Genomic DNA, 17417 nt, shown 5'->3' on the forward strand with positions numbered 1-17417 from the left:
TGGCCCGAGTTGCGGACCAGCCAGCCAGGCCAAAGCACCGCAAGCCGACCCTTTCCTGCGCGGTCATATTCAATTTCCTTTGGTTTGAAAACACTTTATCCGGTCGATCAGCATTGGCGCGCCAAGGCAACAGGTTCAGGCCGCGCAGACCGGGCAGATTTGAACAGATGCCGTGGCTTATGTAGTCTGGCCGCTATCGGCGAACTGGGTGATATCGGACAATGAGCAAAGACGTTTTTTCAGGGCTTTTCTTGACCCTTTGGCTGGCCTGTTTTGCGGCTTTGTCCGGTGCAAATGCTCAGGTTCCGCTGATACCGGGCTATTCGACAGGCGTGTCCGAAACTGAGGAACCTGAAAGCGATCTTGCAGGCGCAATCCGATCCGCAACCGAGGCAGGGGCCAGCGTCATCGTCATCGACAGCGCGGGACAGATCGTCAGCACGTCAGGCACAGCGACCGCTGCAGCCAGCGAGTCCGAGACCAATCCGATAGAGGAGGGGTCTCAGCTTATGCGGGCGCAGAAGCGCTTTTCGACATTCCGGGATTCGCTCAACTCTCGATTGGAGGCGTTGCCCTATTCGAAATTTGAGGTCGAATACGTTTTGCGACAGACCAGCCCGGATGGCCGCATTCTAACCTATGTCGAGGTTCTGGGCTGGAACATTCTGTTCCTCTTGGTCGGGCGCTGGCTGTCTATTGAAATCTACGGGAAGCGGATCGCGCGCCGGTGGGTTGTCGGAAAAATAAAAGAAAACCCGCTAGGTTATCGTGAGAAGATGCCCTTCCTGGTGTTCCGGTTCGTGATGGGTGTTGGCGGTACAATCTTTGCCATGGTGATGGCATTGATCGTAGGCTTTTTGTTTTTTGGTGAAGCAGAAGACATTTCGATCCAGTTCACAGTGACCGCCATATTCACGGCTTTCTTTTTATCACGAACGGTCTCTGACCTGTGGCGCATGGTTCTTTCGCCTTATCTCAGCCAGTACCGTTTGCCCCCATTCTCTGACCGCGACGCAAAGCGATTGTATATTTGGGCATCCGCCCTGGCGACCTATGATATCTCGGCAGTGATGTTCTCGACTTGGGTCGCGGATTTCGGGTTGAACTACAACATCTATGCACTGGTTTATGGCGGACTGACCTTGATCGGAATGGTCGGTAACGTGCTGATGATCCTGTTCAACGCCAGAGCCATTTCGAACGCGATCCGCGGTGGCCGCGCGGCGGCTCAAGTATCTTGGATTTTACGTTTCATCTCATATGCCTGGGCACCTGTATTGATGCTTTACATGATCTTCAGCTGGTTCAAACTGGCGGTGGATCTGGTGCTGGAAGTCGAAGACTCGCTGCCGATTGTGGCCAGCAGCTATGCCATCTTCATGTCGGTTGTCGTGGCCTATGGGGCAATGAACTACCTGTTGGAGCGCTATTTCGACCGCAATCGAAAAATGGCCGAACTGAGCGCGTCTGACGTTCAGGTTCAGGCTGACCCTGAGGACAACGCACAAACGACGCCTCAGGCGGAAATGCGACGCCATGCGATTGTGACCTACGAAGACCTGGCGCGTCGCGTCGCAGGCATTTTGGCCTTTGTCGTTGGTCTCTACGCACTGGTGGTCATCTGGTACCCGCAGGCAAGTTGGAGCGAGGATCTGCCCATTGAGCGGGCGCTGGATGTGATGGTGATCCTGTTCATCGGCTATATTCTCTTTCATTTCTTCCGGATCTGGATCGACAGCAAGATCGCCGAAGAGGCCGAAGATAATGCCGCCGAGACCGAATTGGGCGATGAGGGTGGCGAAGGTGGACAGAGCCGTCTGGCCACGTTGCTGCCGCTGTTCCGGGGCGCGATCCTGGCGGTGGTGGTTGTCACCATTGCGCTGATTGCTCTGATGGAGTTGGGCATCAATGTCAGCCCGCTTTTTGCGGGTGCCGGTGTCGTGGGTCTGGCGGTTGGCTTTGGCTCGCAAACGCTGGTGCGCGATATCTTTTCGGGTGCGTTTTTCCTGATGGATGATGCGTTCCGCAAAGGCGAATATATCGACATAGGCGATGTGAAAGGGACGGTCGAAAAGATCTCGGTCCGGTCTTTCCAACTGCGGCACCACCTGGGGGCGCTGAACACCATTCCCTTTGGTGAGATCAAGGTGCTGACCAACTATTCCCGCGACTGGGTGATCATGAAGCTGCCCTTGCGGGTGACGTATGACACCGATGTCGAGAAAGTGCGCAAGCTGATCAAGAAGCTGGGGCAGGAGTTGTTGAGCGATCCGGTGATCGGCGAAAACTTTATCCAACCGCTGAAATCACAGGGTGTGATCGAGATGCAGGATTCGGCGATGATCATTCGGGTGAAGTTCATGACCAAACCGGGGGATCAGTGGCTGGTGCGCAAGAAGGTCTATCAGGAAATCCGCGAGTTATTTGCCCGTGAAGGCATTCGCTTTGCCCACCGTGAGGTTACCGTGCGGTTGGCGGATGACAAAGAGGCAGAGGATCTGACCCCAAAACAGCGCGAGGCGGTGACGGGCGCTGTGCAGGCGGCCATTGATGAAGATTATCTGGACGATATCGGCCCCGGCGGGGATGACCGGTAACGGGTGCTCCCGCCCCTTTGGCCGGCATCTCTGACGAGATGCCGTCCAAAGCGTTGGGCCGGGCCGCGCGTACCGCGCGGCGGGCGGGTTACGCGACCAACATGGGCCAGTTGGCGGGCGCGGTGCCGAGCTTTGGGGCTGGCAGGTCCCAGACCATCTTTGCGGTGCCACCTGTCAAGGCCGAAGCCAGCCTGTGCCCGGGACCCCAGCCCGAGGCCTCGGTTTCAGGTGCGTAGTCTGACGCAGTGGCCGAAATTTTCGGACCTTCCGCCCCTTTGGACAAGGTGGCCAACAATTCTGCCGTGCGCGCCAGAGACAGCTGGGCGTCCATGACCGACTGATCCGAGGCCGCCGCAGACAGAGCGGATAGCACAGCGGCGGCCAAGAGATAGCCTGTGGCATGGTCCAGCGCCTGAACCGGCAGGGGAGTGGGTTTGTCGGCATTGGCCCAAACGCGCCCGGCATCCGCGATGCCGGCACTCATCTGCACAAGGCTGTCAAAGCCACGACGCCCGGCCCAGGGCCCTTGCCACCCATAGGCATCCAGCGTGACTTCGATCCGGTCGGGCGCCAACTCATCACGTTTGGCCTTGGTCAGGCCCAAAGCGTCCAGCGCTCCGGGGCGATACCCATGCACGAACACATCCGCCTCGCGCAGCAAATCGTGCAGCTTTTGCATGCCTGCTTCGGTTTTGAGATCCAGATAGGCGCAGGTTTTGCCCAGAGAAATGTCCGGGATCACTCCGGGCTCGTCCCAACCCGGGGGGTCGATCCGTAGAACGTCGGCTCCGAACGCCGCAAGCGTACGGGTCGAGACCGGACCGGCCAGAATGCGGGTCATGTCCAACACGCGCAACCCGGCAAGCGGACGCGACTGTGTGGCCTGAGGGCGGTCGCGCAGATGGACCTTGCGTGGGCTGTTCCATCCGATCAGCGGCTCGCGCGCCACGGCTCGGCCCTGCGGATGGTCTTGCCAGTCTGACCGGCTGCGCATAGCGGCAGCCGCTCCACCCTGAGCAACGATGGCAGCCTCCAACGCGCTGGCGTTCCAGGTTTTGAGCGCCTCGGCCACACGATCACGTTCCGGCGCGACCTCAAGGACTTTCAACGCGGCAGCGCGGTGGTGATCCAGATTGGTATGCAGCCGAATCCAACCATCGGCGGTTCTGTAATCCCCGGCAATCGCATCCCACAGGCTGGGCATTTCCCATCCCTCGGGTTTGAATGAAAAACCAAACCACAAAGAAGCAAGCCGATGGTCTACGGAGACCTCCGGCGTCTGCGCCGTAAGATTTAGCGCTGTGGTCAACCGGGCAAGCTCTTGCCCTACGGCGGCAAAGCTGGCTGTCGCCAGTTCGGACACTGCAAAGGCGCTGGGCAAACATCCCTCACCGGTGACAGTATAGGCGTCAGGCGCGGGTAGGGAGGACAGCAGTGTCATTGCTGATAGGGGTCCAGACTGTCGCGCAGCCCGTCGCCCAGGAAGTTGAAGGCCAGAACAATCACAATGATCGGAAGCATCGGGATCGCCGTCCAGGGATAGATCTCGATCGAGGCGAGGTTCTGGGCGTCGTTCAGCATCACACCCCAGCTGACTGCCGGTGCGCGCAGTCCCAGCCCAAGGAAGCTGAGTGCGGTCTCGCCGAGGATCATGGCAGGGATCGATAGCGTGGCCGAGGCAATGAGGTGCGACATGAAGTTTGGCAACAGGTGCTTGCGGATCACACGGCCGGAACTGGCCCCCATCATCTCGGCAGCGCGTACGTATTCTTCTTCGCGCAAAGACAGGAATTTAGCGCGGACGGATCGCGCCAGACCGGGCCAATCGAGGATGCCCAGAATGATCGAGATGATGAAGAACACCGCCACTGGGCTCCAATTTGAAGGGACAGCAGCAGACAGGGCCAGCCAGAGGGGCAGTTCGGGCAAGGACCGCAGGATTTCGATCACTCGGTTGATCACCCAGTCAATCCTGCCCCCAAAATACCCGGCAATCGAGCCGAAGAGGATGCCGAGGAAGAACGAGACCGAAATGCCGATCAAGCCCACTGTCAATGAAAGCTGTGCCCCGTACAGGATACGGCTGAACACGTCGCGTCCCAGCCTGTCAGAGCCCCACAGGAACAGTGTCGCGCCTTCGGGCGGGCAGAACAGATGTGTGTCTGAGGCGATCAAACCCGCCAGTTTGTATTCGGTGCCTTCGCAGAAAAACTTGATCTTGCGCGGGTCCTCAAGATCGGGCGTGAATGTCCATTGAAAGGTCTCAAGATCTGCTTCGGCAACAATCGGATAGACATGCGGGCCGATGAATTCTCCATCATGGAACCAGTGGATCGATTGAGGCGGTGCATAAAGATGCTCGCCATTGCGTTCGTTTGGTCCATAAGGTGCGATGAACCCGGCAAAGGGCAGCATCAGATAGCACAGCAGCAGGAAAACACCCGAAATCAAACCCAGTTTGTGGGTTTTGAACTTGCGCCAGACCAGGACCCAATTGGGCGCATCCAGATCCGCGCGCTCGACCTGTTGCAGCGCGGCATCGGGATCAAAAGGCGCATCGTCGACATAGCGACCGTCGGAGCGTTTGGTCATGCTTCACGCCCCTCATAGCGAATGCGCGGGTCGAGCATGACCAGCAGAATGTCAGAAATCATGGTGCCGATCAGGGTCAGCAACGCGACAAACATCAGGATGAAAGCCGACAGGAACTGATCTTGCGTCTTGAGCGCGGTCAGCAGTGTCGGGCCGATGGTTTGAAGCCCCAGCACAACCGAGACCAGAACCGAGCCGGAGACCATCGATGGCAACAGGTTGCCGATGTCGGCCACAAAAGGGTTAAAGGCGATGCGCAGGGGGTATTTCGTCAGCATGCGCGACGGCGCCATGCCTTTGGCCACAGCGGTTTCCACGTAAGGTTTACCCAGCTCGTCCAGCATGTTGGCCCGAAGGCGTTGCATCATCGCCGACGCGCCCGAGGTGCCGATCACAAAGGTGGGCACGATCAGGTGCAGCAGGATGGATTTCATCTTATCCCAGCTCATCGGCTGGCCTTCGAAGATCGGGTCCATGAGGCCACCGATTGGCAGGTTGAAATATTGATGGCCATAGTAAAACAGGATCAACGCCAGCAAGAAGTTCGGCGTGGCCAGGCCCAGATAACCGACAAAGGCCGAGGTGTAGTCGATCCATGTGCGCGACTTGGCGGCTGCCAGCACGCCTAAGGGAAGGGCCACCGCGTAAACAAACAGGATCGCAGCCAGATTGACCACCGCGGTCAGCCACAGCGAGTCACCCACGATCTCAGCCACCGGGCGGTCAAATTCGAAGGACCATCCGTAATTGCCCTGGATCAGACCGTCAAACCCGTTTGGCCCGGACCAGAACCCCATCCAGATCAGGTATTGTTCCCACAAGGGACGGTCCAGCGCGTACTCCTGACGCAGAAATTCAGCTTTCGCCACACCTGCGGACTGGCCCGAGGCCTGAAGCTCGGTGATCTGGTTGCTGAGGTAATCGCCGGGGGGCAGGTTGATGATGATGAAGATCAGCACCGACACCACCAGAAGTGTCAGCAGCATCGTGAAAAAGCGATACACCGCATAGCGCAGCATGACCATTTTGTGGCTCCTGCTCAGTCGGCGAAGAAGAATTCGTCCGGCCGGTGGATGCCGAAATGCGCGCCGGGCTCCCAGGCCCACATGGCTTGCTCGGGTACATTGCGCAGGCGGTTCGAAACCACAATCGGCTGCGGTGCGCCGTTCAGAATGCCGATGCCATAAAGCTGGTCGGCATGAATTTTCAACATCTCGGTCCAGACGGCCTTACGCTCTTCATCCGAGGTCGCGACTTCCCAATCATGCGCAAGCGCCATCAGACGTTCTGCCTCGGGCATGTCGGGTGCTTCGCCTGCGCTGCCGCCGGTTTGATAGAACTGACCCCATTTCGGCCAGGCGAGAAACACCTGGTCGGTCGGCGCCAGATAGGCCGGTGATGTGTGCATTTGCGGGATGCCGTCATCCCAGCCGAACCAGACAGAGGCCATTGTGGTGCCCGCAAACACGCGATTGCGAAGGATGTCCCGATCCAGCGGGCGCATGACCAGCTTGACGCCAATGTCGCGCCAATTGTCGGTGACGATCTGCAAAGCGTTTTCAACCTCTTGCCGTTCACCGGCGGTTTCGACGATCAATTCCATCGGGCGGCCATCTGGCAGCAGCCGAATGCCGCTGCCATCACGCTCGGTCAGCCCCGCCTCGTCCAGAAGGGCATTGGCCTGATCCATATCGTACTGTGCCCAGGCCTGCGCATTGGCTTCGTCATAGAAGGGCGAAGCGGGCAAAACAGACATCGCACCCGGTTTTGCCAGCTTGAAATACAGCGCCTGATTGATCGTCTTGCGATCGATTGCAAGCGACAGGGCTCGGCGCACACGCACGTCACGCAGCACGTCGCGCCAGACCTCATCTTCATAGTTCAGGTTCGGATAGATCGCGACCTGAGACGCCACACCGGTTTTCCAGAGCAGCGTCTTGTAGTCCCCTTGTGCTTCGCCTTTTTTCAGGATCGAGGCATCCCGGAAAGACAAGCCACGGCCCTGAAGATCGCTTTCACCAGCGTTGGTCTTGGCGGCCACCAGACCGGGGGCCACAATCTCCATCTCGACCACGTCGATATAGGGCAGTTGAACACCGTTGGTATCGACTCGGTGGTAGAAGGGATTGCGCACGAAATTATGCCGGATCTTCTTGCCCGAGCTGGCATTCAGCCAAGGCTGCAACGTTGGCAATTCGTGATTGTCGAACTTATAGAGGTTATCCAGTTTGTTGTGCAGAGCGGCCCAACTGGTCACACGCGCGTCTTCGACCTCGAACTCTAGATCCTCGGTATTGGCATAGTTTTCGTGGTACTTCTTCAGAAACGCCGATGGCCGGTAGATGAAAGGTGGCCGGGCCTGCGCCAGAGATTGCAGGAAGTTCGGGTTTGGATCGTCCCACTCGAAAACAACGGTTGTTTCATCGGGGAAGGTGACAGTGGGTGGTTTGCCTTCAACCAGCAGAAAGTCTGGCGGGCCCGAGGGGCTGAGTGCCTCGTGATTGGCGACATCTTCCCACCAATAGCGGAAATCTTCAGAGGTAAACGGCGACCCGTCCGACCATTTGTGGCCTTCGCGCAGGTTTAGAGTGAACTTACGATTGTTCTCGTTCTCAAACGACTCCAGAATATCTGGTGCCAGTTCATAGTTTTGGTCAAAACCTACAAGCCGCGCATAGCCATAAACGACCATCTGCCGGACGTCCTTGTTGCGCGTCACCATCGTGCGCAACGTTCCACCCGGTTTCCCAATCTCGCGCCCTTTTGCCGCCAAGTCTACAATCAGCGGCTCTGCTGGGATACGTTCGGCCACGGGCGGTAGATTGCCAGCGGCGACTTCGCTTTGCCAGAACTGGCTTTCCTGCAGGTCAGGCGGGGTCGCAGCCCAGCCAGGCAATACTCCGGCCAGGGCCAGGGTCAGGCCCAAAAGTGATGTGCGAGTGGTCTTAAACATGGCAGCGTACCTTATGACCGGGCTCCAATTCTACCAAAGAAGGTACCACGGAGTCCGTGAAACGGAAGGCTTCTTCCCAACTGTCCGGCGAACCCGCCCCCAATGCAACCATTTCCAGGTTGATTGGGCGGTTGATATCGGGTTCTGGCTGGGCAGCGATCAATGCCTTGGTGTACGGATGACGGGGGTTGTAGAAAAGAGTTTCGGGAGGCGCCTGTTCGACAACCATCCCCCGCCGCATGACCGCCACTTCGTCAGCGATCCGAGCGACAACCGCAAGATCGTGAGAAATGAACAGGTAGGACAGGTTCAACTCGGTCTGTAGTTTCTCTAGCAGCGTCAGGATCTGTTCCTGCACCGAGACGTCCAGCGCCGATGTGGGTTCGTCACAAACGATCAGGGTCGGGTCCAGCATCAGCGCGCGGGCGATCGACAAACGCTGTCTTTGCCCTCCGGAAAACGCATGTGGATAGCGTTTCAACATATCCGGGTTCATACCGACCCAGCGCAACATCTCGGCCGCTTTTTCACGGTGTTCGGCGGCTGAGCCCAGTCTGTGGATTTCCAGCGGTTCTGTCAGCGCGTCCTGAATACGCATACGAGGGCTGAGCGAGCTGTAGGGGTCTTGAAATACCATTTGCGCTTTGCGCTGAAACGCGGTGCGCTCGGCTTTGGTCATTTGGTGAACCGTGATCGGCTCGGCTTCGGCGGTTGTTCGGAAAAGAACTTGACCACCGGGATCGGGCAGCTCTGCCCCAAGTGCGATCCGGGCAGCCGTGGTCTTGCCCGAGCCACTTTCCCCGACGATTGCCAGAGTTTTCCCACGCCCCAACTTAAGATCCACACCACGACAGGCATGTATCAACCGGTCTGCTTTCCAGCCCTTCGTTGCACGCATCTGATAGGTTTTGCTGACATCTTTCATTTCGAGGATAAGATCCTCGTGCGGCATTGGCGTTGCGCCTTCATTGTGTTCCGGAATCTCCGGTGCCGCATCGAAAAGCTGCTTTGTGTAGGGATGCGCGGGATCCGACAGGATCAGCTCGGCGGGACCGGATTCCATGATCCGGCCCTTGTGCATCACCACGACCTTTTCGGCCATGTTGGCGACAACACCCAGATCGTGGGTCACAAGGATCAACGCCATGCCGGTCTCACGCTGCAATTCTTTGATCAGGCCCAGAACCTGAGCTTGCGTCGTGACGTCCAATGCCGTTGTCGGTTCATCCGCAATCAGCAGATCAGGCTTGGCCACCATCGCCATCGCGATCATAGCACGCTGTCGCATGCCGCCGGATAGCTCAAACGGGTAAGAGTCATAGGCACGCTCGGGATCGGGAAACCCAACCCGTTCAAACTGAGTCAGAACCTTTTTGCGGGCTTCGGCTTCGGATATTTTTCCGTGCAGCCAAAGCACTTCGCTTACCTGATTGCCGATCTTGTGCAGGGGCGAAAGCGAGCGCATGGGCTCCTGAAAGATCATTGATACGCGATTGCCTCGAATATCGCGCATCTCGCGTTCACTGATCTTTGTCAAATCCGCTTGCCCATAAGAGTCATTCAGCGTAATCGACCCGGACCGGATCTGGGCAGTACGTGGCAGAATACGCAACGCCGCACGGCACGAGATGGTCTTCCCCGAGCCGGATTCACCAACCAAAGCAAGCGTTTGGCCGGGGTCCACTTCAAAACTGACATCTTGGACAACATCAGCGCCCGCGCCGAACCCGATGCTCAGGTTCTTTACGGACAGCAATGCCGTCATGCGGGCGTCCCACCCGTTTGGCCGTGTTTTCCCATCGGCTGATTGTTCTCCCTGACTTTTTTCACCAGTTTCGCGCGGTTAGGGCAGACTAGTCAAACACCTTCTTTAGCAGAATTGTCGCGGTTTCGTGAAATCAAGGCAGATTGCCTACACAAGTTGTTTATTTTTTGCCATCTAGGCGCAGTCTGACACCAAATTGGTGTCGGTTACTCAAGCAAGAGGGTTATTCGTGTCCGATCATCAAAGCCGCCTTGATCTTTTTATCGACCGTATGGTGTCGCAACGCGCGTGTCTTGATTTTGCGATTGCTCAGACTGCGAACATGACGGGTCCGGTCTTCGAGCTGGGATTGGGGAACGGGCGCACCTATCATCACATGGTTCGCCACATTCAAGGACGGCCGATCTATGTGTTCGAGCGTGCTGTAGCTTCACATCCTGATTCGACACCACCCGAGGATCTGGTGATCCTTGGTGACGTACGCGACACGCTGCCAGCGTCTGTTGCGCGTTTCGGCGCGTCGGCCAGTTTGATCCACGCGGATTTGGGTGGGCATAACCGGGAAAAGAACGACAAGTTCGCGCGGTTTGTCTCACCCCTGATCGAGCCGTTGCTGGCGCCTGGTGGGATGATGGTGTCCAGCGACCGGATGTATTTCGATGGCCTGACCGAGCTGCCTCTGCCGCAAGGTGCAGTCGAAGGACGTTGCTTTGTCTATCAGCGTTGATCGCCAAAAGGGCTCGCCGTAGCACGCTGACGCGGTCTAACCTTTGAGCGATTCAAAGGACAAGAGATCGCGCAGATGCTGTTTTATGACTGTTCCACCGCCCCCAATCCGCGTCGGGCACGCATGTTTATCGCCGAGAAAGGGCTGCAAATCGAAACCCATGAGGTCTCGATCGCCAAGGGGGAGCAGTTGCAAGAGAATTTCCGCGCCGTAAACCCGCGCGCAACCCTGCCGGTACTTGTCACGGATGAAGGGACGGTTCTCACCGAAAACCTTGGCATCGCAGCCTATCTTGAAGCTCGCTTCCCCAAGCCGCCCTTGATGGGGCGCAGCGCGGATGAGCAGGGTTCGGTTTTGATGTGGAACGCGATCGCCGAGCAGCAGGGCGGTGCACCGATCGCAGATGTTTTGCGTAACACGCATCCGGCCTTCGAGAACCGTGCCATTCCCGGGCCCATCGACTATGCGCAGGTCCCCGAAATCGCCGAGCGCGGGCGCGCACGTGTTTCGGCGTTCTTTGATCTGCTGGAAACGCGTTTGCAGGACAGCCCGTATCTGGCCGGTGATCGCTTTACGCTGGCCGATATCACGACATTTGTCTTTGTCGACTTTGCGCGGGTCATCAAGATGCGCCCGGAGGCGCGGCATGGGGCAACGTTGACGTGGCTCGACAAGATCAAGGCACGTCCAAGCGCCCAGCTCTAGGCCGAATTCGCTTGAGTTGGTCTTGCGAAGCCGACTGTACAGAAATGTCTAGACAGAAGTGATTAGTGCTTTTAGCGTCCCTGCGAGTCATTCAGCGGAGGTCGGAATGAAATCGCAGTATCGCGTTGTTGTCATTGGTGGCGGCGTTGTGGGCGCCTCGGTTCTGTATCACCTGGCCAAGTTCGGCTGGTCGGATGTGGTTATGCTGGAGCGTCGGCGTCTGGCCTCGGGATCGTCCTGGCACGCGGCGGGCGGCATCCACGCGCTGAACGCGGACCCCAACATGGCATCGCTTCAGGCCTATACCATCGACCTGCTGAGCGAGATTGAAAAGGAATCGGGCCAGAACATCGGCCTGCACATGACCGGTGGTCTGACACTGGCCGGTACGCCCGAACGGTGGGAGTGGTTGCAGGCCAATTACCGTATCTTCCAGTCCATCGGCATTGATGATTGCGAGCTACTGACCCCCGAAGAGGCGCAACGGCGTTGCCCGATCATGTCGACCGACGGTGTGTTGGGTGCGATGTGGGCGGATCGCGAAGGCTATATCGACACGACCGGAACGGTTCAGGCCTATGCCACCGCCGCCAAAAAGCGCGGCGCAGAATATTACGAAGAAACCAAGGTCGAAAGCCTGACCCAGACAGCAGAGGGCTGGCAAGTGGTGACCGACAAGGGCACCATCACTTGCGAGCATGTGGTCAACGCGGCTGGCCTTTGGGCCAAGCAAGTGGGCCGGATGGCGGGCGTTGAGCTGCCGGTCTCGCCGCTCAAGCACCATTATCTGATCACCGACACCGTGCCCGAGGTTGCGGTGGCGGATTTTGAGATGCCGATGACCGTGGACCTCGAAGGGTTCACCTATATGCGGCAGGACCAGAAGGGCGTTCTGGTTGGCATCTATGAGGTCGATCACGAACACTGGGCGATGGACGGCGCGCCTTGGAATTATGGCGAAGAGCTGTTTCAAGAGCAGCTGGACCGCATTGAGAATGAACTAACGCTTGGGTTCGAGCGTTATCCTTCGATTCAGAACGTGGGCATCAAGACATGGGTGAACGGGGCGTTCACCTTCTCGCCCGATGGCAATCCGTTGGTCGGGCCGGTTCCGGGCAAGCGCGGCTATTGGTCGGCCTGTGCCGTGATGGCCGGATTCCTGCAAGGCGGCGGCGTTGGCAAAACACTGGCCGAATGGATGATCCACGGCGAGCCCGAGGCTGACGCCTGGCCGATGGACGTGGCGCGTTACGGCGATTTCGCGCAGAACAAACGTTACATCCGCGAAACCACTGGCCAGTTCTATTCGCGCCGCTTCGTGATGACCTATCCGAACGAACAGCTGCCGGCGGGTCGCCCGCTGAAAATGGCTCCGGCCCATGACGCAATGACCGAAGCAGGGTGCAAATGGGGCGTGAGTTGGGATTTGGAAGTACCGCTCTATTTCGCACCGAAAGGGTTTGAGGAAACACCCACGCTAAAACGGTCGAACGCTCATGATATCGTGGCCGAGGAATGCAAGGTGATCCGTGAAGGCGCGGGCCTGCTGGATATCACCGGCTTTTCCCGGTTCGAGGTCAGCGGTCCGAATGCCGAGGCATGGCTGGACAAGGTGATGGCCTCAAAGCTGCCCGCGCCGGGCCGCGCCAAGCTGGCCCCGATGCTGGGCGAGAACGGGCGGCTCAAGGGTGATCTGACTGTTCTGAACTGGGGCGATGGCACCTGGTGGATCATGGGGAGCTATTACCTGCGTGCCTGGCATATGCGCTGGTTCGATGACCATATGATCGAAGGCGTCGTTGTCCGCGATCTGGGTGAGGAATATTGCGGCTTTGCCGTGGTTGGCCCGAAATCGCAGGCTGTGGTTGAAAAGCTAGCGGAACAGGACATTTCAGCCCTGAAGTTCATGGGCTGCGGCGAATTCGATATCGGACTGGTCCGCGCGCGTGTGGCGCGCATGTCGGTTACCGGTGAGAAAGGCTATGAGATCAATTGTCGTTATGGCGACCATATTACCCTGCGCCGTATGTTGCTGGAGGCCGGTGCGGCCGAAGGCATCCGGGAGTGCGGGTTCAATGCGATGCTGTCGACCCGGCTAGAGAAAAGCTTTGGCATCTGGTCGGCTGAGTTCACGCAGCTTTACACGCCCGGTATGACCGGCATGGATCGCTGGATCGACTGGAGCAAAGACTTTGTCGGTAAGGACGCTGCTCTTGCCGAACGGGATGGCAACGGTCCGGCGCAAGTGCAGGTGACGCTTGAGGTGGATGCTCTGGACGCAGATGCCAGCGGCTATGAGCCCATCTGGGCCGGGGAGGAGCGCGTGGGCTTCGTCACCTCCGGGGGCTATGGCCACTATACCGGCAAATCACTTGCCATGGCGTTGGTCAACCGCGACATGGCCGAGCCCGGGACCGAATTGTCGGTGCATGTGGTGGGTATTGAACGCCCGGCACGGGTTATTGCCCCATCGCCCTATGATCCACAAGGCAAGGCGATGAGGGGCTAATGGCTGAGGCTCAGACCGGGGGGCGCGGGCGACGGCGTCGGGGCAGGGGAGCAGACAGTGCGCCCGCGCCCAGCCGCGATGTCAATTACCGCCAATTGCGCAACCCCTTCCCGCTGATGGAGGTGTTTCCGGCCGACCAGATCGCCGACATGCACGAAACAGCGCTGCGCCTATTGCAGGAGCTCGGCATCAAGGTTTTGCTGCCCGAGGCCCGCAAGATCTATGCCAAAGGCGGGGCCCGTGTGGATGAAGACAGCGAAATGGTCTTTATCGGGCGCGATATGGTCGAGGCTGCGGTGGCGTCTGCTCCGAAATCCATCGACTGTCGTGCAGGCGCACGGCGGCGGGATTTCACGCTTGAGCTGGGGTCATTGGTCTTTCAGCCCGGCGCAGGGGCGCCCAACGCCACCGATCTGGAACGCGGTCGACGACCTGCAACAGGGCAGGATTATCTGGAGTTTCTAAAGCTTACACATCACTTTGATGTCTTCCAGATGATCTCACCCCAGGTCGAGCCGCAGGATGTGCCAACCAATGTCCGGCACTATTTCACCACGCAGGCTCAGATGGAACTGACGGACAAGTTCCCCTTCTTCTTCTCGCGCGGAACGCCGCAGGTGATGGACTGTTTCGAGATGTTGTCCATTGCACGCGGACTGGATGACGACGCATTCAATGCAGCGCCCCACTGCTATACGATCATCAACACCAACAGCCCGCGAACCTTGGATATCCCCATGGCCCAAGGTTTGATCGATTTCGCGCGCCATGGGCAAATGTCGATCATTACGCCCTTTACGCTGATGGGGGCGATGGCGCCGATCACCGTGGCCGGGGCGATTACACTGTCCCATGCCGAAGCACTGGCAGCACTGACCCTGACTCAGCTGACCAAGCCGGGTGCGCCTGTCTGCTATGGAACCTTCACCAGCAATGTGGACATGAAATCGGGCGCGCCTGCGTTTGGGACGCCCTCGCACTTTCAGGCCTCACTGGCTGCGGGCCAGCTGGCGCGTCATGTCGGACTGCCCTGGCGCTCGGCGGCGGGCTCGGCGGCGAATACCAATGATGTTCAGGCGGCCAATGAAAACCAGTTTGGCCTTTGGGGTTGCCTAATGGCCGGGGCGACCGTGATCATTCACTCGGCTGGCTGGCTTGAGGGCGGGCTGACCGTGTCTTTCGAAAAGATGATTTGTGACGCCGAGGTGCTGAACATGGTGGCCGAGCTGTGTGCCGGTGCGCAGGCCGGACCTGCCGAGATCGGATTTGACACCGCGCTGAAGGAAGTTGACCCCAGCGGGCATTTCTTTGCCACCAGCCAGACGATGGAGCGGTATAACACTGCATTCTACGAGCCGCATCTGCATGACTATGCCAATTTCGGAACCTGGGCCGAGCGGGGTGCAGTCGATGCCAATGCACGTGCCACCGGTGTCTGGAAGGATATCCTGACCAATTTCAAAGCCCCGCCATCCGATCTGGACCGTATTGGCGCGCTGAAAGATTTTATCGCGCGTCGCAAAGAACAGGGCGGCGCACCGCCGGAGAGTTAAATGAACACCAAACCCATCCTCCACCGCGACGACCCAAAGGCGGAACCCCTGATCGGCAACATCAAGGTCACGCGCGACGATTGGCTGAACGTGGCCATGGATGTGCTGATCTCGGACGGGGTTGATCAGATCAAGGTAATGAATCTGGCCGAGCGGATGGCGGTCTCGCGCTCGTCTTTCTATTGGTATTTCAAATCCAAGCAGGAGCTTTTTGATGCGCTTTTGGCCAAATGGCAGGCGCTCAATACCGCTGGGCTGATTGCGCAGGCCGAGCTTGCGGCCCCAACGATCACGGCGGCGGTGTGCAATGTGCACCGCTGTGTGGTGAACGCCGAGCTTTTTGATACCGCATTGGATTTTGCCGTGCGCGACTGGGCGCGCAAATCGGGCAAGGTGCGGCGTATGCTGGATCAATCCGACGCGCGTCGCCTTGCGGCCCTACGTGCGATGTTTGCCCGCTATGGCTATGACGAGACCGAGGCCGAGACCCGCGCGCGCGTGCTCTACTACATGCAGATCGGATACGATTTGGCACAGCTGAACGAGCCGCTGGCCGCACGGCTGTCGATGGTGCCACATTACCTATTTGTCTTCACCGGTGTTGAGCCCCGCAAGGAAGAGATTGAGGAATTCAGCGCCTATGCAAAACACTATTGGGAAGGAGCAGGGTCATGAACCAGCCTGACGCAATCATTATCGGCACCGGCGTGATCGGCGCGGCCATCGCGTTCGAGATGTCAAAGGCCGGATGGAAGACCCTGTCGCTGGATCGCAACGCTCAGGTAGGGCATGGATCGACCGCCGGGTCTTGCGCGATCATTCGGATGCATTATTCAACGCTCGATGGCACGGCCTTCGCCTGGGAGGGCTATCACTATTGGCGCGATTGGGCCGGGTATCTTGGCTTGCCCGACGGCGCAGATCTGGCCCAGTTCAAAGAGACCGGGTGTCTGGTGATGAAGACCGAGGCGAATGGTCATTTGGACAAGCACATGACCTATAGCGCCGAACTGGATTGCCCGTTCGAGGAATGGACACCCCAGCAGATCATGGATCGTTTGCCGATCTACAATCTGGACAGTTTCGCGCCGGCGCGCCGGATGGATGATCCGGAGTTCGGGCAGCCCAACGGTTCGCAGCTGCAGGGCGCTGTGTTCTGGCCCAAGGCAGGATATGTCACGGATCCGGCCTTGTCGGCTCAAAACCTGATGGCAGCGGCCAAGCAGCGCGGGGCCGAGGTGAGAACCGGTGCCGAGGTGGTCGAGATCCTGCAAAGTGGCGGCCGTGTCGCGGGGGTCAAACTGGCTTCGGGCGAAGAAATTCATGCCAATGTGGTGGTGAATGTGGCAGGCCCGGGCTCGGCCAATATCAACGGGATGGCCGGTGTGCTGGAGGACATGACCATCGAAACCCGACCCTTACGGCAAGAGGTTGTGCATGTTCCCGCACCCGAGGGCTTTGATTTCGAGACGCAGGGCACAATCGTGTCGGACAGTGACATTGCGCTCTATTGTCGGCCCGAACATGGCAACCATATCCTGATTGGGTCAGAAGACCCGGATTGCGATCCGCATCAATGGTGCGCCGATGACACTTCGTACAATCACGACTTCACCGATCAATGGACCACGCAAGCCATGCGTTATGCGCAACGGGTGCCCAGCCTTGGCATTCCGTCAAAAACGCGCGGGGTTGTGGATTTGTACGACGCGTCGACCGATTGGATTCCGATCTATGACAAATCCAGCTTACCGGGGTTCTACATGGCCTGTGGCACCAGCGGGAACCAATACAAGAACGCGCCCATTGCCGGAAAGATGATGGCCGCCTTGATAGACTATGTCGAAGGCGGGGCCGATCATGACACACAGCCCTTGCATTTCAAGCTGCCCTATATCGGGCGCAGCATCGATGTGGGCTTCTATTCCCGCAAGCGACCGATCAATACAGACAGCAGTTTTTCCGTTCTGGGCTAGACGCAACGGTGTTTCGGCCTAACTTGGGGTCTGAGAACCT

General features: G+C 58.4%; 12 protein-coding genes. 7 read left to right on the forward strand and 5 right to left on the reverse strand.

Going from position 1 to position 17417, the window contains the following annotated elements:
- Window positions 1-221 precede the first annotated feature (221 nt).
- Window positions 222-2597, forward strand: a complete 2376-nt coding sequence (locus GOW40_RS15115; protein ID WP_171131671.1) for a mechanosensitive ion channel family protein — start codon at window positions 222-224, stop codon at window positions 2595-2597.
- Window positions 2598-2685: 88 nt separating this feature from the next.
- Here GOW40_RS15115 and GOW40_RS15120 read toward each other — a convergent pair whose 3' ends face one another.
- Genes GOW40_RS15120 through GOW40_RS15140 form a run of 5 tightly spaced genes read right to left on the reverse strand, consistent with a single transcriptional unit; the run spans window position 2686 to window position 9907 of the window.
- The gene (locus tag GOW40_RS15120) at window positions 2686-4038 is read right to left on the reverse strand and encodes a CoA transferase (protein WP_171231078.1); all 1353 of its coding nucleotides are present in this window, start codon (window positions 4036-4038) and stop codon (window positions 2686-2688) included.
- Entirely contained in the window at window positions 4035-5189 is a 1155-nt protein-coding gene (locus GOW40_RS15125) for an ABC transporter permease (protein ID WP_171131669.1), read from the reverse strand. Before GOW40_RS15125 ends, GOW40_RS15120 begins: the two co-directional genes overlap by 4 nt.
- Complete coding sequence (locus GOW40_RS15130) at window positions 5186-6214, reverse strand: ABC transporter permease (RefSeq protein ID WP_171131668.1); 1029 nt, start codon at window positions 6212-6214, stop codon at window positions 5186-5188. The genes GOW40_RS15125 and GOW40_RS15130 overlap by 4 nt, the downstream gene beginning before the upstream one ends.
- Window positions 6215-6228: 14 nt before the next feature.
- Window positions 6229-8142: an ABC transporter substrate-binding protein gene (locus tag GOW40_RS15135; protein ID WP_171131664.1), complete on the reverse strand. Its 1914-nt coding sequence runs from the start codon at window positions 8140-8142 to the stop codon at window positions 6229-6231.
- Entirely contained in the window at window positions 8135-9907 is a 1773-nt protein-coding gene (locus GOW40_RS15140) for an ABC transporter ATP-binding protein (protein ID WP_171100608.1), read from the reverse strand. The genes GOW40_RS15135 and GOW40_RS15140 overlap by 8 nt, the downstream gene beginning before the upstream one ends.
- Window positions 9908-10136: 229 nt before the next feature.
- Here GOW40_RS15140 and GOW40_RS15145 point away from each other — a divergent pair, with 229 nt between their 5' ends.
- The 6 genes from GOW40_RS15145 (at window position 10137) to GOW40_RS15170 (ending at window position 17377) form a co-directional block, all read left to right on the forward strand.
- Complete coding sequence (locus GOW40_RS15145; RefSeq protein ID WP_171131662.1) at window positions 10137-10634, forward strand: class I SAM-dependent methyltransferase; 498 nt, start codon at window positions 10137-10139, stop codon at window positions 10632-10634.
- Between the two features lie 75 nt (window positions 10635-10709).
- On the forward strand, window positions 10710-11339 hold the full coding sequence (locus tag GOW40_RS15150; RefSeq protein ID WP_171131661.1) for a glutathione S-transferase family protein: 630 nt from the start codon (window positions 10710-10712) through the stop codon (window positions 11337-11339).
- 106 nt (window positions 11340-11445) lie between these two features.
- Window positions 11446-13848, forward strand: a complete 2403-nt coding sequence (locus GOW40_RS15155; RefSeq protein WP_171131660.1) for an FAD-dependent oxidoreductase — start codon at window positions 11446-11448, stop codon at window positions 13846-13848.
- On the forward strand, window positions 13848-15401 hold the full coding sequence (locus tag GOW40_RS15160; protein ID WP_171131658.1) for a trimethylamine methyltransferase family protein: 1554 nt from the start codon (window positions 13848-13850) through the stop codon (window positions 15399-15401). The genes GOW40_RS15155 and GOW40_RS15160 overlap by 1 nt, the downstream gene beginning before the upstream one ends.
- Complete coding sequence (locus tag GOW40_RS15165) at window positions 15402-16076, forward strand: TetR/AcrR family transcriptional regulator (protein WP_171131656.1); 675 nt, start codon at window positions 15402-15404, stop codon at window positions 16074-16076.
- The gene (locus tag GOW40_RS15170; protein WP_171131654.1) at window positions 16073-17377 is read left to right on the forward strand and encodes an FAD-binding oxidoreductase; all 1305 of its coding nucleotides are present in this window, start codon (window positions 16073-16075) and stop codon (window positions 17375-17377) included. The genes GOW40_RS15165 and GOW40_RS15170 overlap by 4 nt, the downstream gene beginning before the upstream one ends.
- Window positions 17378-17417 lie beyond the last annotated feature (40 nt).

This window comes from Ruegeria sp. HKCCA6707 (assembly GCF_013033515.1).
Classification (GTDB): domain Bacteria; phylum Pseudomonadota; class Alphaproteobacteria; order Rhodobacterales; family Rhodobacteraceae; genus Ruegeria.